Annotated in this window: 24 protein-coding genes; 5 read left to right on the top strand and 19 right to left on the bottom strand. The window is 71.6% G+C overall.

The genetic code is table 11. The features are described from left to right. Nucleotides 1-106: 106 nt before the first annotated feature. Entirely contained in the window at nucleotides 107-1,312 is a 1,206-nt protein-coding gene (locus ACFYRX_RS13425; protein ID WP_389098977.1) for an ROK family transcriptional regulator, read from the bottom strand. 113 nt (nucleotides 1,313-1,425) lie between these two features. Between ACFYRX_RS13425 and ACFYRX_RS13420 the strand changes: the two genes are divergently transcribed. Next, on the top strand, nucleotides 1,426-2,625 hold the full coding sequence (locus tag ACFYRX_RS13420) for an MFS transporter (protein WP_389098975.1): 1,200 nt from the start codon (nucleotides 1,426-1,428) through the stop codon (nucleotides 2,623-2,625). A 38-nt stretch (nucleotides 2,626-2,663) separates the two neighbouring features. Here ACFYRX_RS13420 and ACFYRX_RS13415 read toward each other — a convergent pair whose 3' ends face one another. Further along, nucleotides 2,664-3,800 carry a glycoside hydrolase family 6 protein gene (locus ACFYRX_RS13415; protein ID WP_389099105.1) on the bottom strand — a complete coding sequence of 379 codons (1,137 nt, stop codon included), beginning with the start codon at nucleotides 3,798-3,800 and terminating at the stop codon, nucleotides 2,664-2,666. 172 nt (nucleotides 3,801-3,972) lie between these two features. On the opposite strand from ACFYRX_RS13415, the gene ACFYRX_RS13410 reads away from it, so the two are divergent. Continuing rightward, nucleotides 3,973-4,659 carry a DUF5995 family protein gene (locus ACFYRX_RS13410; protein ID WP_389098973.1) on the top strand — a complete coding sequence of 229 codons (687 nt, stop codon included), beginning with the start codon at nucleotides 3,973-3,975 and terminating at the stop codon, nucleotides 4,657-4,659. A 73-nt stretch (nucleotides 4,660-4,732) separates the two neighbouring features. Continuing rightward, a complete protein-coding gene (locus ACFYRX_RS13405; RefSeq protein WP_389098971.1) occupies nucleotides 4,733-5,662 on the top strand; it encodes an LLM class F420-dependent oxidoreductase in 930 nt (309 codons plus the stop codon). Here the strand turns inward: ACFYRX_RS13405 and ACFYRX_RS13400 are convergent. The 8 genes from ACFYRX_RS13400 to ACFYRX_RS13365 all read right to left on the bottom strand — a co-directional run bounded on the left by ACFYRX_RS13400 (nucleotide 5,659) and on the right by ACFYRX_RS13365 (nucleotide 15,189). Then, on the bottom strand, nucleotides 5,659-7,359 hold the full coding sequence (locus tag ACFYRX_RS13400; protein ID WP_389098969.1) for a flavin monoamine oxidase family protein: 1,701 nt from the start codon (nucleotides 7,357-7,359) through the stop codon (nucleotides 5,659-5,661). The genes ACFYRX_RS13405 and ACFYRX_RS13400 overlap by 4 nt on opposite strands. Before the next feature lie 60 nt (nucleotides 7,360-7,419). Then, entirely contained in the window at nucleotides 7,420-8,208 is a 789-nt protein-coding gene (locus ACFYRX_RS13395; protein ID WP_389098967.1) for a carbon-nitrogen hydrolase family protein, read from the bottom strand. Nucleotides 8,209-8,547: 339 nt separating this feature from the next. Next, on the bottom strand, nucleotides 8,548-9,735 hold the full coding sequence (locus ACFYRX_RS13390; protein WP_389098965.1) for an MFS transporter: 1,188 nt from the start codon (nucleotides 9,733-9,735) through the stop codon (nucleotides 8,548-8,550). 104 nt (nucleotides 9,736-9,839) lie between these two features. Beyond that, entirely contained in the window at nucleotides 9,840-11,249 is a 1,410-nt protein-coding gene (locus tag ACFYRX_RS13385) for an HAD-IA family hydrolase (protein ID WP_389098963.1), read from the bottom strand. Between the two features lie 48 nt (nucleotides 11,250-11,297). Then, nucleotides 11,298-12,365, bottom strand: coding sequence for an ABC transporter ATP-binding protein (locus tag ACFYRX_RS13380; RefSeq protein ID WP_389098961.1), 1,068 nt, complete (start codon nucleotides 12,363-12,365; stop codon nucleotides 11,298-11,300). A 3-nt stretch (nucleotides 12,366-12,368) separates the two neighbouring features. Further along, a complete protein-coding gene (locus tag ACFYRX_RS13375) occupies nucleotides 12,369-13,181 on the bottom strand; it encodes an ABC transporter permease (protein ID WP_389098959.1) in 813 nt (270 codons plus the stop codon). Continuing rightward, nucleotides 13,169-14,047: an ABC transporter permease gene (locus ACFYRX_RS13370; RefSeq protein ID WP_389098957.1), complete on the bottom strand. Its 879-nt coding sequence runs from the start codon at nucleotides 14,045-14,047 to the stop codon at nucleotides 13,169-13,171. Before ACFYRX_RS13370 ends, ACFYRX_RS13375 begins: the two co-directional genes overlap by 13 nt. Continuing rightward, nucleotides 14,044-15,189, bottom strand: a complete 1,146-nt coding sequence (locus ACFYRX_RS13365; RefSeq protein WP_389098955.1) for an ABC transporter substrate-binding protein — start codon at nucleotides 15,187-15,189, stop codon at nucleotides 14,044-14,046. Before ACFYRX_RS13365 ends, ACFYRX_RS13370 begins: the two co-directional genes overlap by 4 nt. 228 nt (nucleotides 15,190-15,417) lie before the next feature. On the opposite strand from ACFYRX_RS13365, the gene ACFYRX_RS13360 reads away from it, so the two are divergent. Then, nucleotides 15,418-16,158, top strand: coding sequence for a GntR family transcriptional regulator (locus tag ACFYRX_RS13360; RefSeq protein WP_389098953.1), 741 nt, complete (start codon nucleotides 15,418-15,420; stop codon nucleotides 16,156-16,158). Nucleotides 16,159-16,289: 131 nt separating this feature from the next. Here ACFYRX_RS13360 and ACFYRX_RS13355 read toward each other — a convergent pair whose 3' ends face one another. From ACFYRX_RS13355 to rpe, 8 genes are all read right to left on the bottom strand, one after another. Then, nucleotides 16,290-16,742 (bottom strand): Lrp/AsnC family transcriptional regulator, encoded by a 453-nt coding sequence (locus ACFYRX_RS13355; RefSeq protein WP_362670721.1) that lies wholly within the window; start codon nucleotides 16,740-16,742, stop codon nucleotides 16,290-16,292. 181 nt (nucleotides 16,743-16,923) lie between these two features. Further along, a complete protein-coding gene (locus ACFYRX_RS13350) occupies nucleotides 16,924-17,421 on the bottom strand; it encodes a GNAT family N-acetyltransferase (protein WP_389098951.1) in 498 nt (165 codons plus the stop codon). A 68-nt stretch (nucleotides 17,422-17,489) separates the two neighbouring features. Next, entirely contained in the window at nucleotides 17,490-18,932 is a 1,443-nt protein-coding gene (locus ACFYRX_RS13345) for a GuaB1 family IMP dehydrogenase-related protein (protein ID WP_389099103.1), read from the bottom strand. 513 nt (nucleotides 18,933-19,445) lie between these two features. Then, nucleotides 19,446-20,057, bottom strand: a complete 612-nt coding sequence (locus ACFYRX_RS13340; protein ID WP_389098949.1) for a hypothetical protein — start codon at nucleotides 20,055-20,057, stop codon at nucleotides 19,446-19,448. A gap of 68 nt (nucleotides 20,058-20,125) precedes the next feature. Beyond that, nucleotides 20,126-20,437, bottom strand: coding sequence for a barstar family protein (locus ACFYRX_RS13335; RefSeq protein WP_389098947.1), 312 nt, complete (start codon nucleotides 20,435-20,437; stop codon nucleotides 20,126-20,128). Next, nucleotides 20,434-20,805, bottom strand: coding sequence for a ribonuclease domain-containing protein (locus ACFYRX_RS13330; protein WP_389098946.1), 372 nt, complete (start codon nucleotides 20,803-20,805; stop codon nucleotides 20,434-20,436). Before ACFYRX_RS13330 ends, ACFYRX_RS13335 begins: the two co-directional genes overlap by 4 nt. 40 nt (nucleotides 20,806-20,845) lie before the next feature. Further along, on the bottom strand, nucleotides 20,846-21,889 hold the full coding sequence (locus ACFYRX_RS13325) for a sugar-binding transcriptional regulator (protein WP_389098944.1): 1,044 nt from the start codon (nucleotides 21,887-21,889) through the stop codon (nucleotides 20,846-20,848). A gap of 78 nt (nucleotides 21,890-21,967) precedes the next feature. Beyond that, complete coding sequence (rpe, locus tag ACFYRX_RS13320) at nucleotides 21,968-22,654, bottom strand: ribulose-phosphate 3-epimerase (RefSeq protein WP_389098942.1); 687 nt, start codon at nucleotides 22,652-22,654, stop codon at nucleotides 21,968-21,970. Between the two features lie 134 nt (nucleotides 22,655-22,788). Here rpe and ACFYRX_RS13315 point away from each other — a divergent pair, with 134 nt between their 5' ends. Beyond that, on the top strand, nucleotides 22,789-24,951 hold the full coding sequence (locus ACFYRX_RS13315) for an MMPL family transporter (RefSeq protein ID WP_389098940.1): 2,163 nt from the start codon (nucleotides 22,789-22,791) through the stop codon (nucleotides 24,949-24,951). On the opposite strand, the gene ACFYRX_RS13310 is transcribed toward ACFYRX_RS13315, so the two are convergent. After that, complete coding sequence (locus tag ACFYRX_RS13310) at nucleotides 24,948-26,366, bottom strand: RsmB/NOP family class I SAM-dependent RNA methyltransferase (RefSeq protein WP_389098938.1); 1,419 nt, start codon at nucleotides 26,364-26,366, stop codon at nucleotides 24,948-24,950. The genes ACFYRX_RS13315 and ACFYRX_RS13310 overlap by 4 nt on opposite strands. Nucleotides 26,367-26,485: the final 119 nt, after the last annotated feature.

The raw sequence follows: 26,485 nt of genomic DNA, 5'->3' as shown, positions 1-26,485 counted from the left end.
CCGCCGCCGGGTCTCCCGCGACCGCTGACGGGCGCGAGAACGGACAAGGGCGGGCCCGTGGGCATCTCACGCCCGAACACGCCGTGGCCAAGGGGACGTTCGAGAACTATCCGCGGGCCGATGGAGTCCGGTCGCGCCCCTGGCGGGGTGCGAACACGTCGTCCTGAGCCCTGTCTCTCGCCGTGAGCAGGGCTCCTCGCAGGACCGCCCCGCCTCCCAGCCTGCCGGCCCTCACCTCCGTGGACAGCGGCGACATACGGCGGACCCGGTGCTCCACCCGTGCCGCGAGGTCGGTCCCGCCCGCCTGCCCCACCTCGCCGGCCAGGACCAGGCAGCCCGGGTCGAGAACGGCGACGACCGACGCGACTCCTATGGCGAGGCGGTCGGCGAGGGCGTCGAGGAAGTCCGCCGAGGCGTTCGCCACGGCCTTGCGCACCACGCGCGCGGCCGGCGGCTCGTAGCCGTCGCCCTCGACCGCCAGTCCGTACTCCCCCGCGAGCGCCACGATCGCCGCCGAACCCGCCAGGGAGTGGAAACCTCCCTCGCAGTCCACCGCGGACGGCAGCCCACCCGTGCCCGGTACCGGCAGGAAGCCGATCTCGCCCGTGCCGCCCGAGGCACCCCGGCGCAGGGTTCCGTCCAGGACCACCGCCGCGCCCGTGCCGTGGCCGAGCCAGAGAAGGACGAAGGTGTCCCGGTCGCGGGCCGCCCCGTCCCGCTGCTCGGCCAGCGCCGCGAGGTTGGTCTCGTTCTCGACGTGCACGCGGGTCTCGGGGAACCGTTCCTGAAGCGCCAGCACCAGTCGCCGGTGCCATTCGGGCAGGCCGCCGGAATCGCGGAGTTCACCGGTGGCCGGGTCGATCAGGCCAGGGGCGCCGATGCCGACGGTGTGCAGCTGCGGCACCCCCGCCTCCTTCGCCGTCCGCTCGACCAGCGCGACCGCCTGTTCCACCGCGGGTCCCGTGCCGGTGTCCCCGCCGATGGGGACCGCCGCCTCGGCCAGCGCCCGCCCCAGCAGGTCGGAGACGACGACGGAGACGCCCTCCGTGCGGACGTCGAGGGCCGCGAGGTGAGCCTGGCCGGCGACGATGCCGTACAGCCTCGCGTTCGGGCCACGCCGCTGCTCCCCGGACTCCCCGACCACGTCGATCAGTCCGGCGGCGGCGAGGCGCTCGACGAGGTCGGCCACCGTCGGCCGGGACAGTCCGGTGAGCTGCTTCAACTGCCCTGCCGTCAGCGGGCCTTCCTGCTGGAGCAGACGCAGGGCGTGCCGGTCGTTGATGGCCCGGGCGGTGCTCGGGGATGCGGGCATGCCGGGCATCCTCTCAGATTCACGGTGCCGAATACACGCTATCTAACAGGCAGGGTTCCTGATAGTTTACGGCGGCGGTGTCGGAACGGCGAGGATCCGGGAGGGGCGGGAGCATGAGCGGTGTGGTGCAGGTATCGGCGGAGGTACGGCGGGCCCGGTATGCCGTGGCCGCCGTGTTCGCCGTGCACGGGGCCGTGACCGGTTCGTTCGCGACGCGGGTGCCGTGGATCCAGGACCACGCCTCTCTGAGCGCGGGGCAGCTCGGCTTCGCCCTGGCCTTCACGGCGTTCGGCGCGTCCTGTTCGATGCCGTTGGCCGCCCGGGTCAGCCACCGCTTCGGCAGCCGCACGGCGCTGCGCGCGCTGATCACCCTGTGGACCCTGTCCCTGGTCCTGCCGTCGATCGCGCCCAACCTCTACACGCTGTGCCTCGCGATGTTCGTGTACGGGGCGAGCGCCGGCATGGCCGACGTGGTCATGAACGCACTGGGCGTGGAGATCGAGAACCTGCTCGGCAAGTCGATCATGTCCAGCCTGCACGGCATGTGGAGCGCGGGCGCCCTGGTGGGCTCGGCGGGCGGCACGCTCGCCGCGCATCTCGGCGCGGACGCGCGCGTGCACTTCGCGCTGGCGGCGGCCTGTCTCAGTCTGCTCGGCCTGCTGGCCTGCCAGGGGGTCCTCGACGTACAGGCAGCCGAGGACGAGGAGCCGCCGCCGCGGTTCGCGCTGCCTCCGAAGTCGGCCCTGCTGATCGGAACGGTCGGTTTCTGTGCGGTGTTCGCGGAGGGCGCGAGCCTGGACTGGTCGGCGGTCTATCTGAAGGACCGGCTCGACTCCTCGGCAGGGCTCGCCGCAGCCTGCACGACCGGGTTCATGCTCACCATGGCGGTGGCCCGGCTCGTCGGCGACACCGTGGTCAACCGCTTCGGGTCGGTCCGCACGGTCCGCCTGGGCGGTGTCCTGGCCGCCGTCGGCGGACTGCTCATCGTCGTCGCGGGCCATCCGGGGGTGGCCATGGCCGGGTTCGCCCTGATGGGTCTCGGCATCGCCGTCGTCGTACCGCTGTGCTTCGCTGCGGCGGGGCGCAGCGGGCCCAATCCGAGCCAGGCGATCGCGGGCGTCGCGACCATCACCTACACCTCGGGGCTCATCGCGCCGAGCCTGCTGGGCGGCGTGGCCCAGGCCAGCAACCTGATGGTCTCGTTCGTCCTGGTGACCGTGCTGGCCGTCGGACTCGTGGCCTTCGCGGGCGTACTGCGCGCCGGTGACCGCGACCGGCCCAAGCTCAGTGCTCCGGCCGGCGCGCGGCCCTGAACTCCCGTTCCGCACGCCGCCTCCGGAGGGTCTCGGATCTACGGCGAGGCGAGCTCATAGGCGTACGACGGGCTGAACGTGCCCGGTGTGCCCTTGCAGCCGTCCGACTCCCCCGGCAGCTTCACCCAGAGGTAGCCGTCGATCCTCGCCTCGCCGGTGTCCAGGGTCGGGGCCCGGCCGATCTTCCGGCCCGCCGGGTCGCACCACTCGCCTTCCGCCGGGGCGCCGTTGCCGTTGCGGCTGGTGTCGATGACGGCACCCAGGCCCGACGGTCCGCCGAGGGCGGCGAGGACCTGACGGTCGTAGGCGATCTCGGCGGACGTGGTGTGGAAGTTGGAGACGTTGCTGAAGATCCCGTCGGATGAGGCGGCCGAGGCGGCGCCCGCCTGCTTCAGCAGGGAAGCCTGCGCGGCGACCGGGTTCCAGCCCGAGTGCCCGGCGTCGTAGTAGACGCGCGCGTTCGGGTCGGCGGCCTTCAGGACACGGCCCGCTCGGGCCAGCGAGGCGAAACGGTCCGCTCGCCGGTCGGCCGGCAGACAGTCCGACTGGGCGATCGAGTCGGGCTCCAGGACGACCACGACCTCGCCGGAGCCGAGCCCCGCGGCGAACCCGTCGATCCAGGCGTCGTACGCGCCGAGGTCCGGCGCCCCGCCCTCGGAGGCGCCGCCGCAGTCGCGGTCCGGGATGGCGTACGCCACGACCACCGGGACCCGGCCCTGCGCGGCACCGCCCGAAGTGACCGCGCGGACCCGGGAGGTGATGGTCGCCGGTGCGTAGTCGGCGAACCAGACCGCGGCCGGGCGGTCGGCGATACGGGACTCTATGACGTCGGTGCGCGAGTCGCGCGGGTTGTCCCGCACCCAGTCGAGCACCTGGGAGGAGGGGTGGCGGTAGAGGCGGGGGGAGGGGGTGGTGCGGGACTTCGCGGAACCGGGGCCCGTCTTCTCGGGAGACGGTGACGCACTCAGGTCCACCGAAGGCGAGGCGGAGGCAGAGGCAGAGGTGGAGGCAGGGACCGGCTCGGACGCCGACGGCACGACGGGCAGCGATCGCGGACCCGGGGAGCCGCTGACGGACCCCGGCCGCGCCTCGTCGGAGCCGTCGCGGTCCTCCAGCGCGGAGAGCATCCCGGTGGCCGTCCCCACGGCGACCACCAGGGAAGCCACCACGACCATCGCACCGCGGCCCACGGCACGCCTGCGTGCGGCGCGACGCGCGGACAGTCGCTGGGCACGTAAGCCTGACACCGTGCCGCTCCCCCCTCGCGCGGCGGGCGCGTTCCCCCGTTCTGGGGAAGCGTCGGGCCCGCCGGTACCCCGGCCAGCCTAGGACTGGGACCCTGCCGCTATGGCGCAATTGGAACAGTTCACCACTCCCCTCGACGCGGTCGTCTCCCGTATGCGCGCCCTGGACGCGGACCTGCCGGAACGGGACGGCGTAGCGGTGTTCAACCGTGTCTACCTCACCGTCACCGAGGCGGTCGACCGGTGCGTCGACAGGGGCCGGTTCGCGGACGCGCGAGCCGCGATCACGCTGGACGTACGGTTCGCCGAGCGTTATCTCGCGGCGGTGGAGACGGTCGCACGCGAACGCCGTCCACCCGCCTGCTGGCGGCCCCTGTTCCAGTTCCGCCGGCATCCCGGTGTACGTCCGATGCAGTTCGCGCTGGCGGGCATCAACGCGCACATCGGCCACGACCTGGCGCTCGCCGTGGTGGACACCTGCCGTAGCCTCGACTGCGAACCCGCCGACGTGGAGGACGAGTTCGACCGCGTGGGCGACCTCCTCGTCTCGCTGGAGGAGCGTATCCGCGAGGATCTGATGCCGGGTCCCGACCTCCTCCAGATCGCGGACCCGCTCACCCATCTGCTCGGCTCGTGGAGTCTGGACCGGGCCCGCGACGCCACCTGGACCGCGGCACGGGCACTGTGGGCGCTGCGCGGACTGCCCGACGTGGCCGGGGAGTTCACCGAACGCCTGGACACCGCCGTGGGGTTCGCGGGGCGGATGCTGCTCACACCGCTGCCGGACTGAAGCAACTCCCCCGCGTCCGGGTTACGTTGGCCGGTGAACCGCTCGATGCGAACCGACGCAAAGGAGCGTACGCATGGCCATCCGGCTGGGACTGAGCCTCCCCCAGGCACGGCAGTACGACCTCGGACGGGACGTGCCCGACGTGGCGCGCACCGCCGAGCGGATCGGTTACCAAAGTCTCTGGGTCTACGAACGCGCCCTGTTCCCGGACTCCCCGACGCAGGGCCTGGGCGGCATGGAGGGAGTGCCCTGGCCCGACCAGTACCGCGGTGTGCCGGAGCCCCTGGTCACCCTCACGCTGGCCGCCGCGGTGACCGAGCGGGCCGAGCTGGGCACCAGCGTTCTGGTGGCCCCGCTGCACGGCCCGTTCCAACTGGCCAGGTCCCTCGCCACGTTGGACGCGGCGAGCGGCGGCCGGGTCGTTGCGGGCCTCGGCACGGGCTGGTCGCACGACGAGTACGCGGCGGCGGGCGTGGCGCCCTTCGCGGAGCGCGGCCGGGTCCTGGACGAGATCATCGACGTCTGCCGGGCCGTGTGGGGGCCGGACCCGGTGCGGTACGAGGGCCGGTACACCACCATCGCCCCGGCCACCGTCGGCCCCAAGCCGGCCCGGCCGATCCCTGTCCTGCTGCCCGCCTACAGCAGGAGGGCGATGGTCCGGCTCGTCGACCGGGCCGACGGCTGGATGCCCATAGCCATGACGGGTGCGGAACAACTCGCCGCGGAGTGGCGTCAGTTGCGGGACCTCGCGGCCGAGCGCGGCCGCACCCGCCCGATCAGGGCGTCGGTCCGGGTGAACGCGCAGTACACCGCGAAGGCCTACGACGGCGCGGACCGGGCCCCCTTCCAGGGCAGCGTCGACCAGCTCGTGGAGGACCTGGTCGCGCATGCCGGGACCGGTCTCGAGGAGTTCTTCTTCGACCTCCAGGGTGGAATGCGGGACGCGCAGCTCAAGGACGTCGCCGCCGAACTGTTCGAGACGGCACGGGCCGCCGGGGTCTAGTCCTCGGGGAGTTCGACCGGCGCGATCTCCTCGTACACGTCCCCGGGCCCCGGGTTGGTCGCGTCGGTCCCGCCGCCGAAGTGGTGCATGACGCCCCAGACCGCGTTCAGCGCGGTCTGGACGGCGCCCTCGGCCCAGCCGGCCGTCCAGGAGACGTCGTCGCCCGCGAGGAAGATGCCCCGCTTGTCCTCGGGCAGCCCGTCCTGCATGAAGTGGGTGAACAGGCGCCGCTGGTAGCGGTAGTGGCCGGGCAGGTTGGCCTTGAACGCGCCCATGAAGTAGGGCTCGTTCTCCCAGGAGACGGTCACCGGGCTGCCGATGACGTGCTTCCTGATGTCGACCTTGGGATAGATCTCGCCGAGCGACTTCAGCATGACCTCCATCCGCTCGTTCGCGGACAGCGGCAGCCACTTCAGACTGTCGTCGCACCAGGTGTAGGAGAGGCAGATGACGGCGGGCCTGTCCGGGCCGTCATCGAGGAGGTAGGTCCCGCGCGTCATACGGTCGGTGAGCGTCATCGACATGACATCCCGGCCGGTGACCTCGTCCTTGTCCAGCCAGAACGGCCGGTCGACCGGGACGAAGAGCTTCGACGACTCCATGTAGTGCGTGCGCTCGATCGCCGTCCAGTGGTCGATCGGGAAGAGCGAGTCGTCGCAGGCGATCTTCGACAGCAGCATCCAGGACTGGGCGGTGAAGACGGCCGCCCGGTAGGTGCGGATGTCTCCGTCGGCGTCCGTCACGGTGATCCGGTTGCCGGCCGTGCGGTGCAGACGGGTGACCGCGGGGCGGGGTTCGCCGCCGACGTGCAGTGCCTTCAGCGAGGTCCCGTAGGGCCAGTGGACGATCTTCTCCGGCTCGCGTTCCCAGAGCCTGAGCGGCAGTTGCTGCGAGCCGCCCACGATGCCGCGGTGGTGGTCGTCGGCCTCGGTGTAGACGACGCGGAGGATCTCCAGGATGGAGTTGGGGAAGTCGGTGTCCCAGCCGCCGGTGCCGAAGCCGACCTGGCCGAAGATCTCGCGGTGCCGGAACGACCTGAAGGCCTCGGATTCGCAGAGGAAGCCGTAGAAGGTCTGGTTGTCGAGCTTCTCGACGAGCCGTGCCCAGATCTCCCGGATGCGCGGCACGTCCCGCTCCCGCAGGGCGCGGTTCATGTCGGTGAAGTCGGCCCCGTCCTCGAGGCACCTGTTCCAGGCCTCGGCGACATCGCGGTAGACCTGCGGGAGGTCGGCGATCGTCTCGGCGTAGTGGGACTCGCCCTTGAGGTCGACGACCGTCGAAGGGGTGGCCTCCGCAAGGGGGTTGGGGAAGGGGCGGGTCTCCAGGCCGACGAGGTCGATGTAGTGCTGGAGCGCCGTGGAGGAGGGCGGGAAGCGCATCGCGCCCATCTCGGCGGTCAGGGAGGGGTCGCACCCGTCGAAGCCCACCGTGCGCAGCCGTCCGCCGATCTGGTCGGCCTCGTACACGACCGGCTTGAGGCCCATCTTCATCAGTTCGTACGCGGCCACGATGCCGGAGAGACCGCCGCCGATCACCGCGACCTCGGTGCCGTGTTCGGTGGCCGGTATCTGGCCGAGTCCGGCCGGGTGCGCGAGGAAGTCGTCGTAGGCGTACGGGAAGTCCGGCCCGAACATGGTGATCGGCGGCAGTTCGGGCTCGTCTGCGTGCTCGACGGCGTTGGGCACGGTGGACGTCATGGGGTACGGGCTCCTTGCGATCCTTGCGAACCTTGCGAAAAGAAAAAGACGAGGTGGGTCTCAGACCAGGGACCCGTAGAGACCGGGACGGCGGTCCCGCAGATACGGGTTCGCCTCGCGGGAGGCGGCCAGGAGGACGGGGTCGGCGTCGGCGAACACCAGTTCCTCACCGCGTCCGGCGCGGGCGCGTGCCACCCCGTCGGGGCCTGCCAGCGTGGAGAGCCCTACGAAGTCGAACTCCCCTTCACGGCCGACCCGGTTGACGTAGGCGACGTACATCTGGCTCTCCCAGGCCCGCACGGGTACGAGGGACTCGGCGACGAACTGGAACGGGTGCATCTGGGCCGTCGGCACCACGAGGAGGTCGGTGCCGGCGAGGGCGTGGGCGCGGACGTTCTCCGGGAACTCGACGTCGTAGCAGATCATGAGACCGACCGTCAGTCCGCCCAACTCGGCCTGGACCACCGGTTGTTCGCCCGGCACGAAGTGCTCCTGCTCGAAGCAGCCGAAGAGGTGGGTCTTGCGGTAGCCGGCGAGACGGGCGCCCTCGGCGGAGATCAGCTGGACCGAGTTGTACACGCGCTCGCCGTCGCGCTCCGGGTATCCGTACGCGATCGCCAGCCCGTGCCGTTCGGCGATCTCCGCGACCGCGTCCGCCGAGTCGCCGTCGGCGGGTTCGGCGAGGCGGGCGGTGTCGTCGCCGATCGCGTACCCGGTCAGGAACATCTCCGGCGCTGCCAGCAGCGCGGCACCCGCGGCGGCGGCCCGGCCCGCGGCCTCGTCGAGGGCCTTGAGGTTCCCCTCGACGGAGCCGGGGCGGCCGGAGCTCTGGAGCAGGGCGGTGCGCATGCGTGATCCTCACCGGGGCGGAGGGTGGTTGTGGGGGCCACCTAGAAGGTACGGGCGGCTCACCGGGGCGGACAAGGAGGAGCCGTTGCGCGCCGGTGAGCGGTTCGTTGCGTGTCCGGGTCGACCGGCGGCGATTCGTTGCGTACGGTCCGGGGCCGCCCGGCGGCACTGCGCTGCACACGGCTGGAGGCAGCCTCATGGCGATACGCCGCAGGCGGCCGGAGGCGGCCCCTCCAGCGGCTCAGCAGGGGCCCCGCGTCGGCGAGGGCCGCAGTCACGGCTCCTGTTCCTGGGCCGGGGACGCCACCGATCACCCTCCCCGGTCCAGGGTCGAAGACGTCACCGATCACGGCCCCCGAGACCCAGCACCAGCGCCGTCACCAGATACGGCACCGACAGGATCACGAAGACCGTGCTCTGCGCCGCCTCCGTGCCGAGCAGGGCGTACAGGCCGAACACGGCGACCGTGACCAGTTCCGTGCCCAGGCTCGCCACCGAGGTCAGGGTGGCCCGGCGGGCGTCGCCGATGCGGTGCTGGAGGCGGACGTCGGCGAGTACCTCCGCGAGCTGGAACCCGGCGAAGGCGAGGCCGACCAGGACGATGCCGGCCGGGGTGCGGACCCCGGCGCCGACGGCCAGGGCGAGCGCGGCGCCCGCGATCAGCGCGGCCAGACCCCGGGTGCCGAGGCGTTCGGCCGGCCCGGCGAACAGGGCGCCGACGGTGACGGCTGCCCAGACCAGCAGGACCAGGTAGGGCACGGTCTCCTCGGCCACGCCGAGGTCGCGGATCAGCAGCGGGACGTACTCGTCGAGGGCGCCCCACACCGCGGCGACGGCCGGGACGAGCAGCAGGGCGCCCCGCACGGCCCGGTCGCCGCGGGCCTCGGCGAGCCCGGCCCGCAGGATTACCGTCCAGCGCGCGCCGCCCTTCCCGGCCGGCACCCGGTGTTCCGGCAGCCTGGTCGCCGTCATCGCGGCCAGCAGACAGGCCAGGACGCTCGCGGCGCCCACGGCCGGGTAGCCGCCGAGCGCGAGGACCGGCCCGGCGAGCCCCATCGCCACGACCGTGCCCAGCAGCCGGGCCGCCCGCGCCCGGCCCATCACCTGCGCGTACCGCTCGGCGGCCCCGAGCCGCTCCAGCTCGTCGTAGACGAGGGCTTCCAGCGCGCCGGAGCCGAGCGCGCCTCCGGCACCCCACAGGACGAAGCCCGCCGCGAAGGCCCCGTACGACGGGACGCTCACCCACAGCGTGAAGCCGACGGCCGTGAGCAGCGGGCCGATCCACAGCAGCCTGCGTCGCGAGACGGTGTCGGCCCAGGCGCCGGAGGGCACCTCGAGGACGACTGCCGTGACCGACCACAGGGCGAACAGCGAGGAGATCTGCCACAGGGGCAGGCCGGTGTCGGCGAACAGCAGCGCGTACACCGGGTAGAGCAGGACGAGGTCGTCGAGGAACGCGTAGCCGTACAGCGTGGTCGTCAGCCGGCGGGCACCGGTCGCGGGCACACGTGCGGGTGAGAGTGTCATGAGGCCTTCCCGGAGGGGCGGTTCGGACGTCGTGGGTACGGCGTCCGAGGCGGCCCCCGGGAGGCACGGCTGGTGGATCAATGTCGTCGGGTCATGACCCGATGCTAGAGAGTTCCGCGGCCGCTGCCCAGTGAGAATGTGGTGATCACGGCGGCATGGTCGGACGGCCAGTCGTTGTCCTCGATGTCCGGCCAGGTCCGCGGAGTGCCACAGACGTACGTCCGCGAGTCGAGGACCGCGAGCCCCCGGTGCAGGACGAAGTCGATGCGGTCCTGCGGCTCCGGGTGGGCGTGCACCGGCGACCAGGTGTGCCCCGGGTCCCGTACGGCATCGGGGCGGGCCTCCCGGAAGGAGTCACGGAAGCCGGCCTCCTCAACCGCTTCCGTGACCGGCCACGCGAGGTCCGGCGAGTCCAGGTGGGAGGGGCTGTTGAAGTCTCCGACGAGGACGACGGGCCGTACGCCACCGATCCTGCGCAGGGTGTCCCGTATCTGCCCGAGCCGTACCTCCTCGTGGGCGAGCGGCTCGGACTCGTAGGGCCCGTACCGCTCGGAGTCGAGGTGGGCCGTCCAGATCTCGACCTCCCCGTCCCCTACGGCGATCCGCGCGCCGGCGGCCCCGTAGAAGCCGACGTCCGGGTCACCGAGCACGGCCGTGATCGGGAACCGGCTGATGATGCCGAGGTTCTCCCCGGCCCGGTGGGCGTGCCAGCCGAGCGCCTCGGCGAGTTCCTCGGCGGCGCTGCCGTACGTCTCCTGGAGCCCGACCACGTCCACGTCGGTCTCGGCGATGACCTTGAGCTGCTTGGCCCGGTGGTCGTGGACCTTGGTGCCGCCGTACCAGAGGTTCCAGGTCATCACCCGGAGCCGGTGCGGCAGCAGGGCACGCAGTCGTGCCGGGGTGACGTCCTCCAGTCCCGCCAGGACGGTACGGCCCGGGGCCGCCTCGATGGGGGCCAGCGAGGGCACCGCGAGGACCGCGCAGCCGGCCGCCTCGGCGGAGGCGACGCCGGTCTCGGTGTCCTCGACGGCCACGCAGCTCGCCGGGTCCACGCCGAGGGCGCGGCAGGCGGCGAGGTAGGGGTCGGGGGCGGGCTTGGTGTGCTCGGTGTCGTCGGCGGTGACGGAGACGGCGAAGCGGCTCGCGCCGCCCAGGGCTTCGAGGACGGTGTCGGCGACGGACCGGGGGGACGCGGTCACCAGGGCGGTGGGGACGCCCTCGTGGGCCAGGGCGTCGAGCAGGTCGAGTGCGCCGGGGCGGGGCACGACACCGGTGCGGACGCGGTCCGCGAACTCCCGGTGCAGGGCGTCCGCGAGGTCCGCGGCCGGGGCGCCCGTGGCCGCGGCCAGCCAGGTCGCGGTGTACTCGACCGGACGGCCGAGCACCTCCGGCCGGTCCGCCTCGCCCAGGGCCCGCCCGGCGACCTTCTCCACCGCCTCCCACCACACTCGCTCGGTGTCGACGAGCGTGCCGTCCATGTCGAACAGCACGGCCTGGAGCGGGAGTCGGGTCACGGTCGTCTCTTTCGTGGGGGGATGTTCATGGGGGGATCTTCATGGGGGTCAGCCGGCGCGTTCCGCCACCAGTACCGGTCGCTCGGGCAGCGACACGCTCACCGAGGCACCCGCGGTGAACCCGGTGGCCTCGTGCGCGGGCAGGTCTGCCTTGACCTCGGTGCCGTCGGCGAGCCGGACGGTGACGCGGACGGCCGCGCCCAGGAAGGACGTGGCGGTCACGCGCGCCTCCCCCTCGCTCCCGGCGTGTACCCGCACGGCCTCCGGGCGCACCAGCACGTCGACCTCGGTCACGGACGGCACCGGGCCGTCGACCGGCAGCCGCTGCCCGAGCACCTCGACGGCGCCCTGGGCGAGCCGCCCCGGGATCCGGCTCATCGTGCCCACGAACTCGGCGACGAAGGCGGTGGCGGGGCGGCTGTACAACTCGCTGGGCGCCGCGCACTGTTCGAGCTTCCCGGCCTGCATCACGGCGACCCGGTCCGCCATGGACAGGGCCTCCTCCTGGTCGTGGGTGACGAACAGCGTGGTGATGCCGAGCTCCTGCTGGAGGCGGCGGATCTCCTCGCGGAGCGTGAGGCGCACCTTGGCGTCCAGGGCCGACAGCGGCTCGTCGAGCAGCAGTACGCGTGGCCGCAGGGCGAGCGCGCGGGCCAGCGCGACCCGCTGCTGCTGGCCGCCGGAGAGCTGGTGCGGATACTGGCCGCCCTTCTCGGCGAGTCCGACCAGTTCCAGCAACTCGGCGGCCCTGGACCGCCGTTCCGCCGTCCTGACCTTGCGCATCCGCAGTCCGAAGGCCACGTTGTCGAGCGCGTCGAGATGCGGGAAGAGGCTGTACGACTGGAAGACCATCCCGGCGTCACGGCGGTGCGCCGGGATCCGGGTGACGTCCTCGCCATCCACCAACACCGCACCGGAGTCCGGGTGTTCGAAGCCCGCGAGCATCCTGAGCGCGGTGGTCTTGCCGCAGCCGGAGGGGCCGAGCAGGGCGAGGAGCTCTCCTGGCCGCACGGTCAGGTCGAGTCCGTCGAGGGCGACGGTCGAGCCGAACTCCCTTCTGAGCCCCCGGAATTCGACAGTCGCCGCCGTCACCGCTGTTTTTTCGAGAACGGTCATGGTTCAACCCCGGGAGGTAGTTCGGGTACGCCCGCCGAAACCGGCCAGGACGAGGAGCAGCATCCACGTCACGAGCAGGCTGAGCACGGACACGGCGACGGACAACTGGGCCTGCGAGCCGCTGACGTTGACGATCCACACGGCGAACGGCTGGAAGCCCAGCAGCTGGGCCACGGTGAACTCGCCGAGCACCAGGGCCAGCGTGAGGAACGAGGCGTTGAGGAGGGCGCCGCGCAGGTTGGGCAGTACGGCCCGGACGAGGGCCTGCGGCCAGCCGGCACCGCAGCTGCGGGCGGCCTCGACGAGGGTGCGGGCGTCGACGGCACGCAGGCCGGCGTCCAGCGCCCGGTACACGAACGGCAGCGCCATCACGACGTACGCCAGGACGAGGACGACGGGGAAGTCCGGGTTCTGGATGGCCACGAACGTCTCGAACAGCGGGGTGCGCGAGAGGTGTTCGGGCCCCCACTTGAGCACGGTGATGATGCCGGCGACGAAGGCGATCGGCGGGACGACCAGCGGCAGCGAGCACACCACCTCCACCACCGGCCGCAGCCTGGGCGAACCGAGCCGCAGCGCCACCGTCGCGGGCACCATCAGCAGCAGGACGACGGCGATGGTGACGACGGCCAGCTCCAGGGAGAGCACCAGGCTGGAGACGAAGCCGCCGGTCGAGAAGATCTGGCTGTAGGCGTCGAAGGTGATGCCCTGCCCGGGAACGTCGACCGTGAAGACGACCGAGGCGGCGAGCGGCACCAGGAAGTACAGCCCGGCGAGGACGAACACCCCCCACCGCCACAGGTTCAGGCGAGCCATCGCGCGCTCCGTCGTTGCAGGGGCAGGTACACGGCCATGACGAGGCCCGCGATCAGGACCATGTCGAGGCTGAGCGCGAGCGCCACGTTCTCCTGGCCGACGAGCACGTTGCCGGAGAGGGCGTCGGCGATCTGCAGGGTGATCAGCGGGATGGAGCTGCCCACGATCGCGGCGGCGGTGGCGTACGCGGCGAAGGCGGTGCCGAAGAGCAGCACCAGGCCGCCGAGCAGCGAGGGCGCGAGGACCGGGAGGGCGACGTGACGCCAGTACTGCACGCCGGTCGCCCCGTTGTTCTGCGCGGCCTCACGCCACTGGACGCGCAGCCCCTCCAGGGCGGGCGTGATGGTGAGGACCATGAGCGGGATCAGGAAGTACAGGTAGACGATGACCAGTCCCCAGAAGCTGTAGAGGTCCCAGCCCTGGTCGGTGAGGCCGAAGCGCCGGGTCAGCACACCGGCGTTGCCGAGTGTGGCGACGAAGGCGAAGGCCAGCGGGACGCCGCCGAAGTTGGCGAGGACCCCGGAGGCGGTGAGGACCGCCTCGCGCAGCGCGCGGTGGGGGGAGGTCACCACGGCCTGGGCGAGCGGCAGTCCGAACAGCACGGAGAGTCCGGCCGCCACGGCGGACAGTTTGACGCTGCCGAGGAGCGCCGTGAGGTAGGCGCCGTTCAACGAGGCCGTCAGATTGCCGAGGGTGTACCCGCCGGGCCCCGTGAAGGCACCGTCCACGATGGCCCAGGCCGGGACCCCGAAGGCGACCGCGACGAACGCGAGCAGCGGGACGACGGCGACCCAGCCGAGGGACCGGCGCCGCCGCTTCACCTGAGCGGCGGGCGCCGTGTCCGCCCGTACGGCGGTGGCCGTCATCCGGAGACGGCCTTCGCCCAGCCCTCGCCGAGCACCGTCTTGGCCTTGTCCTGCTGGGCCTCAGTCGGGAAGGACGGGGTGCCGGAGACCTGGGGCAGCTTGGCGGCGGCCGTCTTGTCGAGGGTGCCGGCCTTCTCCATGGCGGTCATCAGGACCGGGCGGGCGTATCCCTTGAGCCACAGGTTCTGGCCCTCGGTGCTGTAGAGGTACTCCTGCCACAGGCGGGCGGTCGCGGGGTGCGGGGCGTCCTTGTTGATCGCCTGGGAGTAGTACTGCGAGAACTGGCCGTCGCTGGGCACCGCCACCTTCCAGTCGACTCCCTTGGAGTTGAACTCGTCTGCGTACCCGGCGTTCAGGTAGTCCCAGTCGATGCTGATCGGCGTCTCGCCCTTCTCGACGGTGGCCGGGGTCGACTCGACGGGCGTGTAGTTGCCGTTCTTCTTCAGCTTGGCGAAGAAGTCGAGGCCGGGCTGGATGTCGTCGAAGGAGCCGCCGCTCGCGAGCGCGGCCGCGTAGACGCCGCCGAAGGCCGAACCGGACTTGGTGGGGTTGCCGTTGAGGGCGACCTGCCCCTTGTACTGCGGTTTGAGCAGGTCCGCGAAGGTCGTCGGGCAGGTCTTGACCCGCTTGGCGTCGCAGCCGATGGAGATGTAGCCGCCGTAGTCGTTGTACCAGCGGGCCTGCGGGTCCTTCTGGCCGGTGGGTATGTCGTCGAACGACGCCACCTTGTACGGCGCGAGCAGCCCCTGCTGGGCGGCGCTGAGCGCGAAGGAGCTGCCGAGGTCCAGGACGTCGGGGGCGCGGGTCTGGCCCTTGCGGGAGGTGACGGCGTTGATCTCGTCCTGGCTGGTGCCGTCGGGGTTCTCGACGGCGACCTTGATGCCGTACTTCTTCTGGAAGCCGTCGATGAGCGCGCCGTAGTTGGCCCAGTCGCGGGGCAGCGCGATGGCGTTGAGCGTGCCCTCCTTCTTCGCGGCGGCGACCAGCTTGTCCAGGCCGCCGAGGTCGGCGGCGGAGGTCGCGGTGGCGATGTTCTTGCCGTCGGCGGTGGTCGACGAGGTCTCGGGGGCGGCGCCACAGGCGCTCAGGGTGAGGGCGGCGAGGACACCGAGGGCGGCGGTTCTCGGCAGGGACACGGTCACGGCTTCTCCAGGGGACGCGCGAGGGTGCAGGAGCCAAAGGGAGAGAACTTGTCTGAAGAACTTGTCTGAACAAGTTGGCCTCAGTAAGGCTGCCGCTGGTGTCGTGTTCGTAAACACTGGCGAAACACCAGACCCTGAATTCCCGCACAATCCGATGCTCCGCAGTGCTCCGTCACATGTCGACTACGCTGGTCACGCTGTGCACAGTGATCGACTCGGAGGGGGAGCATGGCGGCGCGACACGAGAAGATCGCCGATGAGCTGCGCCGGGCGATCGACCGCGAGGAGTACACCGTCGGCAGTCTGCTGCCCGCCGAGACGGAACTGGCGGCGCACTACGGCGTCTCACGCGGCACGGTCCGCCAGGCGGTCGCGACCCTGACGGCCGAAGGGCTGATCGGCTCGCGTCAGGGCGCCCGCCGCGTGGTCCTCGCCAGCCGCCGCAGCCAGAGCTTCTCCGAACTGCGCAGCTTCGCCGAGTGGGCGCGGGCGATGGGCCGCGAAGCGACCGGACAGGTCGTCGGCCAGGAGTACCGTCCGGCCGCGAAGGAGGACTCGATTCGCCTCCAACTGGCCGTCGGTACACCGGTGTTGCACGTCCTGCGGGTCCGCGGCCTGGACGGCGAACCGGTGTTGCTGGAGCGGACGGTGTACGCCGACTGGATCTCCCCCACCGTCGAGGCCATCGAGCCGCAGTGCCCTTCGGTCACCCAACGCCTGTACGACGACACGGGGTTGGTGTTCGCCTACGGTGAGCACGTCATCGACGCGGTGGCGGCCGGCGCGCAGGACGCGGAGCTGCTGGGGGTGCGTCGGACGAGTCCGCTGCTACGGGTCCGACGGGTGACCACGACCCGTGAAGGGCGCCCTGTGGAGTGGTCGGACGACCGTTACCGCTCGGACGCGGTGAGCTTCAGCGTGCACAACTCGATAGGGAACAACGCGTTGGCGAGGAAGACCGCGGAGTAGGGGGCGGAGGGGAACGGCTGTATGTCCCCGCGCCCCTGAAAGACGTCACCTGGTCCCACCCAAGGGGCGCGGGGAACTGCGCGACCAGCCACGAACCACCCGCACCCGGCGACGCACCGCACCCCCGGGCCCTACCCCGGCGCCCCGGACGAGAAGCGGCGCAGCAGGGGCGAGAGCACCAGGACCGACTTGGTGCGCTCGACGAACGGCTCGCCCGCGATCCGTTCCAGGACCCGTTCGAAGTGCCGCATGTCGGAGGCGAAGACCTGGACGACCGCGTCCGCCTCACCGGTGACCGTGGAGGCGGCCACGACCTCCTGGTAGCGCTCCAGGCCCCGCTGGATGGTCTCCGGGGAGGTGTTGCGCCGGCAGTAGATCTCGACGAACCCCTCGGTCTCCCAGCCGAGGGCCGCCGGGTCCACCCGCACCGTGAATCCGGTGATGGCTCCGGTGGCGCGCAGCCGGTCCACCCGCCGCTTCACGGCGGGCGCGGAGAGACCGACGATCTGCCCGATGTCCGCGTAGGAGCGGCGGGCGTCCTCGGCGAGGGCGTGCACGATGCGTTCGTCGAGATCGTTCAGCACGGTGGGTCGATCAGCCTTCGGGTGGTGCGGGTCGGGACCGGCGATGGCCGTAACCGAAGTAGAACACGAGCCCTGCCTCCCGGGGCGGCGGGGACCGACGGCACTCCGCGAGCAGGAACCCACCGAGCGGGGTCCCCGCCGCGCCATGTACAACGCTTGGCCCTCGTCGCGCAGGGTCCGATCAGAGCAGGTCCTTGACCAGGAAGGTGCACTCCTCGACCCAGTCGTGCAGCACACCGTCGGGGTCCTCGTACGACCAGCGGTCGTGGTAGTCGGTCAGGGGTGCGTACCCGAGTCGTGCGTAGAGCGTCGCCGCGCGGGGGTTGTCCTTCGCGACGCCGAGGCCGACGGCCGTGATCCCACGTTCCAGGGTCAGCTCCTCGGCGGTGTGGATGAGGGCCGTGCCGATTCCCCGCGAGCGGAGCTCCTCGGGCCACACGCCGAGTCCGTTGATCTCCGGGCATCCGGGTCGTGCGGCCCGGACCGCGGCGGCGTCACAGCCGACCCAACGCAACTCCGCGTGTCCTACGGGCCGTTCCGCCAGCCAGGCAATGAGATACGTGCTCTCACCGCGCTCCTGGCGCGCGAACCGACGGGCATGGAAGGAGAGGGCTCCCGGCGAACCGATGTACCGGTCGAGCAGCTCCACGTCGCCCGCTCCACAGACGGTGATCTCCATGGACCGACGGTAGCCGCCAGGACATACGTACGGCCCCCGAATTTCGACGGGGGCCGCACACGACGGACTCAGCTCCAACTGGCGTGCAGCGGCTTGCCCTCGGCGTAGCCGGCCGCGCTCTGGATGCCGACGACCGCCTTCTCGGCGAACTCCTCCAGGGAGCCCGCACCGGCGTAGGTGCACGAGGAGCGGACGCCCGCGATGATCGAGTCGATCAGGTCCTCCACACCCGGGCGGGCCGGGTCGAGGAACATCCGGGAGGTCGAGATGCCCTCCTCGAACAGCGCCTTGCGGGCCCGGTCGTACGACGACTCCTCCGACGTGCGGTTGCGCACCGCCCGCGCGGACGCCATGCCGAAGGACTCCTTGTAGAGCCGTCCGCTCGCGTCCTGCTGGAGGTCGCCGGGCGACTCGTAGGTGCCCGCGAACCACGACCCGATCATCACGTTGGACGCGCCGGCCGCCAGCGCCATGGCGACGTCGCGCGGGTGCCGGACCCCGCCGTCGGCCCAGACGTGCTTCCCGTACTTCTTCGCCTCGGCGGCGCACTCCAGCACCGCCGAGAACTGCGGCCGGCCGACGCCGGTCATCATGCGGGTGGTGCACATGGCGCCGGGACCGACCCCGACCTTGATGATGTCGGCGCCCGCCTCGACGAGGTCGCGTACGCCCTCGGCGGCCACGATGTTGCCGGCGACGATCGGGACCTGCGGGTCGAGGGCCCGGACCGTCCTGATCGCGGTGATCATCGACTCCTGGTGGCCGTGTGCCGTGTCGATGACGAGGGTGTCGACGCCCGCGTCGAGGAGCTGCTTGGCCTTCTCGGCGAAGTCGCCGTTGATGCCGACGGCGGCGGCGATGCGCAGCTTGCCCTGGGCGTCCACGGCCGGGGTGTACAGCGTGGCGCGCAGGGCGCCCTTGCGGGTGAGGATCCCGGCGAGGCGGCCGTCCCGGTCGACGGCGGGGGCGTAGCGCCGGTTGGCCGCGTCGAGGCGGTTGAAGGCCTCGCGGGGGTCGATGTCCGCGTCGAGGAGCAGCAGATCGCGCGACATGACCTCGGCGAGCTGAGTGAAACGGTCGACCCCGGTCAGGTCCCGGTCGGTGACCACACCGACCGGCCGCTGCTCCTCGTCGACCACCACACCGGCGTTGTGCGCGCGCTTCGGCAGCAGGGCCAGCGCGTCGGCGACGGTCTGGTGCGGGGCCAGCATGATCGGGGTGTCCAGGACGTGGTGGCGGCTCTTCACCCAGGAGACGACCTCGGTGACGACCTCGATCGGGATGTCCTGCGGGATGACCACGAGGCCACCGCGCCGGGCCATCGTCTCGGCCATGCGGCGACCCGCGATGGCGGTCATGTTGGCGACGACCAGCGGGATGGTGGTGCCCGTGCCGTCCGGGGCGCTGAGGTCCACTCCCTGCCGCGAACCGACGGCGCTGCGGCTCGGGACCATGAAGACGTCGTCGTACGTCAGGTCGTACGGGGGCTGGATGTCGTTGAGGAAACGCACGTGCTGCACATCCCAGTCGATCAGAGGTGGCCCCCGGACAGATCAGCCAGGGGGAAGAGCACGTACTTCATTGTCCCATGCCGGGCCCGATACCATCCCTCGGATCATCGTCCAGGCAGGTCGAGGGCCTGTCTGGAGGAACGTCCGACAGAGTCCCGTGGTTCGTGCGCGGGCAGCCTTCGGCACACCTCGCGCATCGAACACGCATGGCTTCCCACCGCACGTCCCTCGCCGCTCCGGTGCTCGTCCGCCGGTCGGTCGATGTGACCCGGGCGTCTCCGACGGCGGGGCGGACGGGCCCGTGCCCCCGAACCGGACGTTCGTCATCGGTGCTCGGGGCCTGTCGGGCATCGCGGTGCCCGGACCGAGGTGCGCGACCCACGGGCAGGTCTGCACCTGAGTCGCCGAGGCGCCTGCCCGGTGACTCGTCGCCGGCGCGGTAGCCGGAACCGCCCTTCCGGCACCGCGATCCTCGTCCCCCGGCGCCGGGGACGTTCCCACTGGAGCAGGGGGTCAGTAGAGGAATCGGTGCAGCGGAGCGGACTCGGTCAGCAGCATGGTGACCCGGTGGGCGAGACGCTGCCACGCCTCGTCCTGCGCATAGGTCAGTCTCACGTCCTCGCCGTCCGCCGCCTCCAGCACCGCGAAGAGCGTGGCCGTGTCGGCGTCGGGTGCGAGGTCGACCAGCGAGAGGATCCGCGCCAACGCGCCGACCAGGCCGACGCCGGTCTTCTCGGGCGTAAGGACGGTGGCGCGCACCGTGGCGACGACGCCCGCCGGGTCGGGAAGGTCCGGCGGTGCCACGAGCATCCCGGACAGCTCCCGCAACAGCGCGTACAGCAGGTCCGTCTGCTCGGTGGGCAGATCGACGATGCGCAGGCCCTCGTGCTCCCAGCGGCCGTTCGGCGTCCACACCCGCGGCCCCCGCGCCACCGCCTCGGCGAGGACCTCCCGGACACGCCGGAAGGCCGGGAGACCGTCCGTGAGAAGTGCGTGCCCACCCGCTCCGTCGACGGCCGCGGCCAGGGGCGCCAACAACTGCTCCTCGACCCGGTCGCACTGCGCACCGAGGTCGGGGTCGACGACAACGAGGCGAACCGACGTGCGCTGCTCCTGCTGCTCCATGGCGAACACTCTGCCAGCAGCCTCGGACATTCGAGCAGGAGGGCGATCCGCTCCCCCCGGCCGGCTCCCTAGTGGCCGGGCCCGCCGAGTGCCAGCACCACGGACAGCGTCGGAGTCCCGTCCACCGCCGCGTCGAAGACCTCGACGGCCGTCTCCCACTCGTCCGGCCGCCCCTTGGCGTACGGCCGCCAGTTCCGTACGACGACCTCCAGCCCCTCCTCGGTCGCGCCCTCGGGCCACACCGTGTGGTCGGCGAGGGAGTCGGCCAGCGCGTCCCAGTTGCGGCCGAACCAGTCCGGCAGCCCTAGGGCCTCGGCGATGCGGTCCATCAGGCCGGCCTTGTCCGTGACCCCGTCGAGGTCGACCACGATGAGGGTCATCTCAGTACCGTCCTGAACGAGTCGTAGTGATCATCGGTGTAGTAGATCTCCCCGCCCTGCCCGGTGACAATGCGCCGGGCCCCGCGGTCGCGCGAGCCCGGCGTGGTGACGGTGTACTCGTGGTAGTAACCGCGCGCATGCGCGGGCAGCAGCCGCTCGAAGTTCCCGAACACGGCGCCGTCCTTGGCGTACGGAAAGGGGCCGCCCCTGTCGATGAGGGCGAGGGTCTCCCGGGCCTGCTCCGGAAGCTGCGCCTCCTGGACCGTGGCCGGGCCGTCGGCCCGCGCGGGACCGTCGGTGCCCGTCGACGAACATCCCGTCAGGAAGAGCAGACACAGAAGCACTCGGGAGACGAACCGCAGCAGCATGGACTTGATGCTGCCACGGCCGCCCTCATCCGATCCTCCGTCAGGGCCCGTCCGGGTCCGTCCTGTTCAGCGCGGGCTTCGGCGGAGTCCCCGCCGTCATCAGGTAGTCCGCGGCGGAGGTGTCCGTCACCAGGCTGGTGACGAGCCCGGACCGCAGCACCGCGTCGATCGCCGCGGCCTTGCGCTGCCCGCCCGCGATCGCGACGACCTCGGGGACCCGGCGGAGCTGGTCGGCCTTGACGGTGATGCAGCGCTCGCCGAGGTCCCGTCCGACCCGGCGCCCCTCGGCGTCGAAGAGGTGCGCGGACATCTCGGCGGCGACCCCGAGCGAGGCGTAGTGGCCGCGCTCCTCGTCGCTGAGCATGTCGTGCACCGTGGAGATGCCCGGCTCCCAGGAACCGATGGAGACGCAGGCGACCGTGACCTTGTCGAAGTAGTCGAAGGCCCGGGCGATACCGGTCTGGTGGCGCAGCGCGACCGCGGTGGCCGCGTCCGGCAGCAGCATCGGCGCGTAGATGGGGTGGGCGTCCCCGCCGGACACCTGGGCGGCCCGTCGTACCGCCTCCACCGAACCGCGCTCGGCGGTCCCGGCGTCGTACACACCCGTCAACTGCACCACCGTGCACGGCGCGAGCCGGTCGAGGGCGGCCGCCATGTGGATGGTGGAACGGCCCCAGGCAAGGCCCAGCACGTCCCCTTCGTCGACCAGCTCGCCGAGCAGGTCGGCAGCCACTTCTCCCAGGTTCTCGGGGTCGGGCGAGTCCTGGGCTTCGGCCGGGGACTCGACCACGACGGCGTGCCTGAGGCCGTAGCGGGCGCGGAGCGCGTCGGAGCGCTCGGCGTCCAGTTCGGCCGGCACGCGGATCTCGATGCGTACGAGGTCCCGTTCGAGGGCGGTCTCCAGGACCCGGGCCACCTTGAAGCGGCTGACGCCGAACTCCTCGGCGATCTGGATCTTGGACTTCCCCTCGAGGTAGAAGCGGCGGGCCATGGCCGCCGCCTGCACCAGCTCAGCGGGTCCCATCCGCATGGCTGACCGGCCAGCCGACATACCCGACACGGCGATCTCCTCACTGCTGTTCACACTCTGGACTCGCCGTTCATCCTTGCAGATGCGGCGCACTTGATCAGCCCTGATGAGAGCCGTTCACGTTCCCTTGGTTCAGTGGCCGCATGCCCAGGAGGCCTTGACCGTCGCCCCCTCGGCTTGCTTGCGCAGTGCACGGACCGCCTCGGCCGGGTCGTTCGCGCCGTACACGGCGGAGCCCGCGACGAAGACGTCGGCGCCCGCGTCCGCACAGCGCTCGATGGTCTCGGCCGAGACCCCGCCGTCGATCTGGAGCCACAGGTCGAGGCCGTGCTTGGTGATCAACTCGCGGGTGCGGCGAATCTTGGGGAGCATGATGTCGAGGAACGGCTGTCCCCCGAATCCGGGCTCGACCGTCATGATCAGCAGCATGTCGAGCTCGGGGAGCAGATCCTCGTACGGCTCGATGGGCGTCGCGGGCCTCAGCGCCATGGACGCGCGGGCACCCTTGGCCCGGATCTCCCGGGCGAGCCTGACCGGAGCGGCGGCCGCCTCGACATGGAAGGTGACGGAAGAGGCCCCCGCCTCTACGTACTGGGGCGCCCAGCGATCGGGGGCCTCGATCATCAGATGGCAGTCCAGAGGAGTGTCCGTCGCACGGGCCAGCGACTCTACGACCGGCACACCGAGCGTGAGGTTCGGGACGAAATGGTTGTCCATGACGTCGACGTGGAGCCAGTCGGCTCCTTCCACCGCCTTCGCCTCGTCCGCGAGACGAGCGAAGTCGGCGGACAGGATGCTGGGGTTGATCTGCACGGCCATGCCCCAAGCCTCCCATGCCCGGGCACCAAGAGGCGCGCCGGTCCAGACCTAAGCCGTTCATCGGATGTTGTGAACGAGCCGCGCATGTCATGCTGGGCGGCCGATCGGCTCGACAGATGGCACCGGGGGTGGCCATGAGCGGCAATCGGGGTATCGCGCATCTCGTCTGCGGACGGCGTGCCAAGTGGCTGGTGCTGGCACTGTGGCTGGTGGTGCTGTTCCTGACGGCGCCTCTCGCCTCCAAGCTCACCGACGCCCAGGACAACGACGCGGCCTCCTGGCTGCCGGGCTCCGCCGAATCGACCCAAGTCCTGCAGCTGTCCGAGGACTTCAGGCCTGAGCAGATCCCAGCGGTCGTCGTCTACGCGCGCGAGAACGGCCTCACGCCGCAGGAACAGGCCACCATCGCCAAGGACGTCGCCGAGATCAGGCAACTGACGGCGCACGGAATCCGCGGCTCGGAGACCCGTGGCCCGGTCTACGACCGGCAGAGCGACCCGCGCGCGGCCCAGATCCTCGTCCCGATCACCATGGACGAGAAGGGCTGGGAGGAGATAGCGCCCGCGGTGGACTCGATCCGTGACGTCGTGGGCAAGGGCGGCGACGGCCTCGCCGTGCACATCACCGGGCCCGGCGGCACCTCCGCGGACTTCTCCGAGGCCTTCGAGGGCATCGACTCGACGCTGCTGCTGTCCGCGATGGCGGTCGTCGTGGTCATGCTGCTCATCACCTTCCGCAGCCCCACCCTGCTCCTGGTCCCGCTGCTGTCGGTGATCGCCGCGCTGTTCACCGCGCAGGCCTTCATCTACCTGCTCGCCCAGCACGCGGGCCTGACGGTGAACGGCCAGAGCGCGGGCATCCTCACGGTGCTCGTCTTCGGCGCGGGGACCGACTACGCCCTGCTGCTGGTGGCCCGCTACCGGGAGGAACTGCACCACCACGAGGACCGCCACGAGGCGATGGCCCTCGCCCTGCACCGCGCGGGCCCCGCGGTGCTCGCCTCCGGCGCGACCGTCGTCCTGAGCATGCTCGTGCTGCTGGCCGCCGAGATGAACTCGACCCGCGGTCTCGGCCCGGTCGCCGCGATCGGTGTCGCGGTCGCCCTGCTGGCGATGACGACCCTGTTCCCGGCCCTGCTGGTGATCTTCGGCCGCTGGATCTTCTGGCCGGCGATCCCGCACTTCGGCGCGCCCGACCGCATCGACAGCGGCATCTGGGCCCGCACCGGCCGCCGTATCGCGCTCCGCCCGCGCATGGTCTGGGCGGTCACGGCACTGGTCCTCGCCGTTTGCTCGCTCGGACTGATCCAGCTGCGCGCCGAGGGCATCGGCAACGCGGACGCGTTCACCGGGAAACCGGACTCGATCGTCGGCCAGGAGGTGTCCGCGAAGTACTTCCCGGCGGGCAGCGGCGACCCCCTGGTCATCGTCAGCGGCCAGGCGCAGGCCCGACAGGTGGGCGAGGCGGTGGCCGGCACCCGCGGGGTCGTTCCGGAGTCCCTCGGCCTGCCGCCGGGCACGAAACCGTCGTACGAGGGCAAGGTGCTGTTCGAGGCCACGATGACCGCCCCGGCCGACAGCGAGGCCGCGAAACAGACGGTGGAGCGGGTCCGTGACGCCGTCCACGCTGTGCCGGACGCCGACGCCAAGGTGGGCGGCGGCACGGCCTCGCTGCTCGACATGGACAAGGCGACGACCCACGACAACATCGTGATCATCCCGTTGGTGCTCGTGGTGGTCCTGCTGATCCTGTGCGCCCTGCTGCGCGCCCTGATCGCGCCGCTGCTCCTGATCGGAACGGTGATCCTGTCCTTCGCGGCGGCCCTGGGCATCAGCGCCCTGGCCTTCCGCCACCTGTTCGACTACGCGGGCGAGGCGACCGACTTCCCGCTGTTCGTCTTCGTCTTCCTGGTCGCCCTCGGCATCGACTACAACATCTTCCTGACCACCCGTATCCGCGAGGAGGCGGCCCGCCAGGGCACGCGGCCGGGCGTGGTCACCGGCCTGGCCGCGACCGGCGCGGTCATCACCTCCGCCGGCCTGGTCCTGGCCGGCACCTTCGCCGCCCTCGGCACCCTCCCGATGGTCGCCTTCGCGGAGATCGGCTTCGCGGTGGCGCTGGGAGTCCTGCTCGACACGTTCATCGTGCGGTCGGTGCTGGTCACGTCCCTGTTCCTGGACGTGGGTCCAAAGGTGTGGTGGCCCCACGGTCTTGCCAAGGAGGGCGATGAGTCGACCCACCCAGGGGCGCGGGGAACTGCGCGACCAGCCACGACGGCGCAGCAGACGCACGACTAGCCGGTCCTGCGAATCACCGCCAGATACATCGCATCGGTCCCGTGCACATGCGGCCACAACTGAACGTCGGGCCCGTCCCCGAGTTCCGGCACACCGGGCAACAGGGCCCGCGCATCCACAAGCTCCGCGGCCGGCCACTGCTTCAGCACATCCTGGACAACGGCCCGAGTCTCCGCCAGATGAGGGGAACAGGTCGCATACCCCACCACCCCGCCCACCCTGACGGAGTCCAGCGCGGTGCTCAACAAATCCCGCTGCAACGGCCCGAACCCCTCCAGGTCCTCCGGCCGGCGCCGCCACCGTGCCTCGGGCCGGCGCCGCAGCGCACCCAGCCCCGTACACGGCACATCCATCAGCACCCGGTCGAAACTCCCGGGCCGCCACGGCGGCCGGGTCCCGTCCGCGGCGATGACCTGGTACGGCCCGGGATTGCCGCGGAGCGCCTTGGCGACCAGCCCGGCCCGATGCGGCTGCTTCTCGGAGGCCAGCAGCACGGCGCCCCGCTCGGCGGCGAGGGCGGCGAGCAGCGCGGCCTTCCCGCCGGGCCCCGCGCACCCGTCGAGCCACTTCTCGTCCCGCCCGTCGAGGGGCGCGTTCGCGAGGGCCAGTGCGACGAGCTGACTGCCCTCGTCCTGCACCCCGGCCCGGCCTTCGCGTACGGCGTCTACGGCCCCGGGCTCACCGCCCTCCGCCAGCCGTACGGCGTACGGCGACCAGCTGCCCGGGACGGCGGCCTCCTCGCGCAGCAGTTCCCCGGTGGTGGACCGACCCGGCCGGGCGACGAGGGTGACTTCGGGCCGCTCGTTGTCGGCCGCCAGCAGTCGCTCGATACCGGCCCGGCCGCCGCCGAGGGAGTCCCACAGCGCGGAGACGATCCAGCGGGGGTGGGAGTGCACGACGGAGAGATGGTCCTCGGGATCGTCGTCGTAGGGAGGAGCGACCTTCGCGATCCACCCGTCGAGATCGTCCTGCGCGACCTTCCGCAGTACGGCGTTGACGAACTTGGCCCGCCCGTCGCCGAGCACGACCCGCGCGAGCTCCACGGAGGCGGACACGGCGGCGTGCGTCGGGATGCGCGTCCCGAGCAGCTGATGCACGCCGAGGCTCAGCACGTCGAGCACCGGCGGGTCGACCTCCCGCAGCGGCCGGTCGACACAGGCGGCGATGACGGCGTCGTACGTCCCCTGCCGCCGCAGGGTGCCGTACACGAGCTCGGTGGCGAGCGCCGCGTCCCGGCCGTCGAAGCCGCCCTTCTCCCGTGCCTTGCGCAGCAGGGGCGGCAGGACGAGGTTGGCGTACGCGTCCCGCTCGTCCACTGCGCGCAGGGCCTCGAAGGCGAGGAAGCGGACGGGGTCCTTCTGGGGCCGGCGGTAGGGCTTGCCGGGCTTGCGGGGCCGACTGGGCTGGTCGCTCACGAAAAAGGTGCTCCGGATGTAAGGACTGGATACGCCCCAAGCGTACGTCCGCCACGGGTCCCCTCACCCGCCGAGGGCCCGGCCGATCTGGCGCTCGGTGCGTGAGCCGGCGGAGGCGG

Source organism: Streptomyces sp. NPDC005374 (genome assembly GCF_042872225.1).
GTDB lineage: Bacteria > Actinomycetota > Actinomycetes > Streptomycetales > Streptomycetaceae > Streptomyces.
This window is presented reverse-complemented; position numbering and strand designations above follow the sequence as displayed.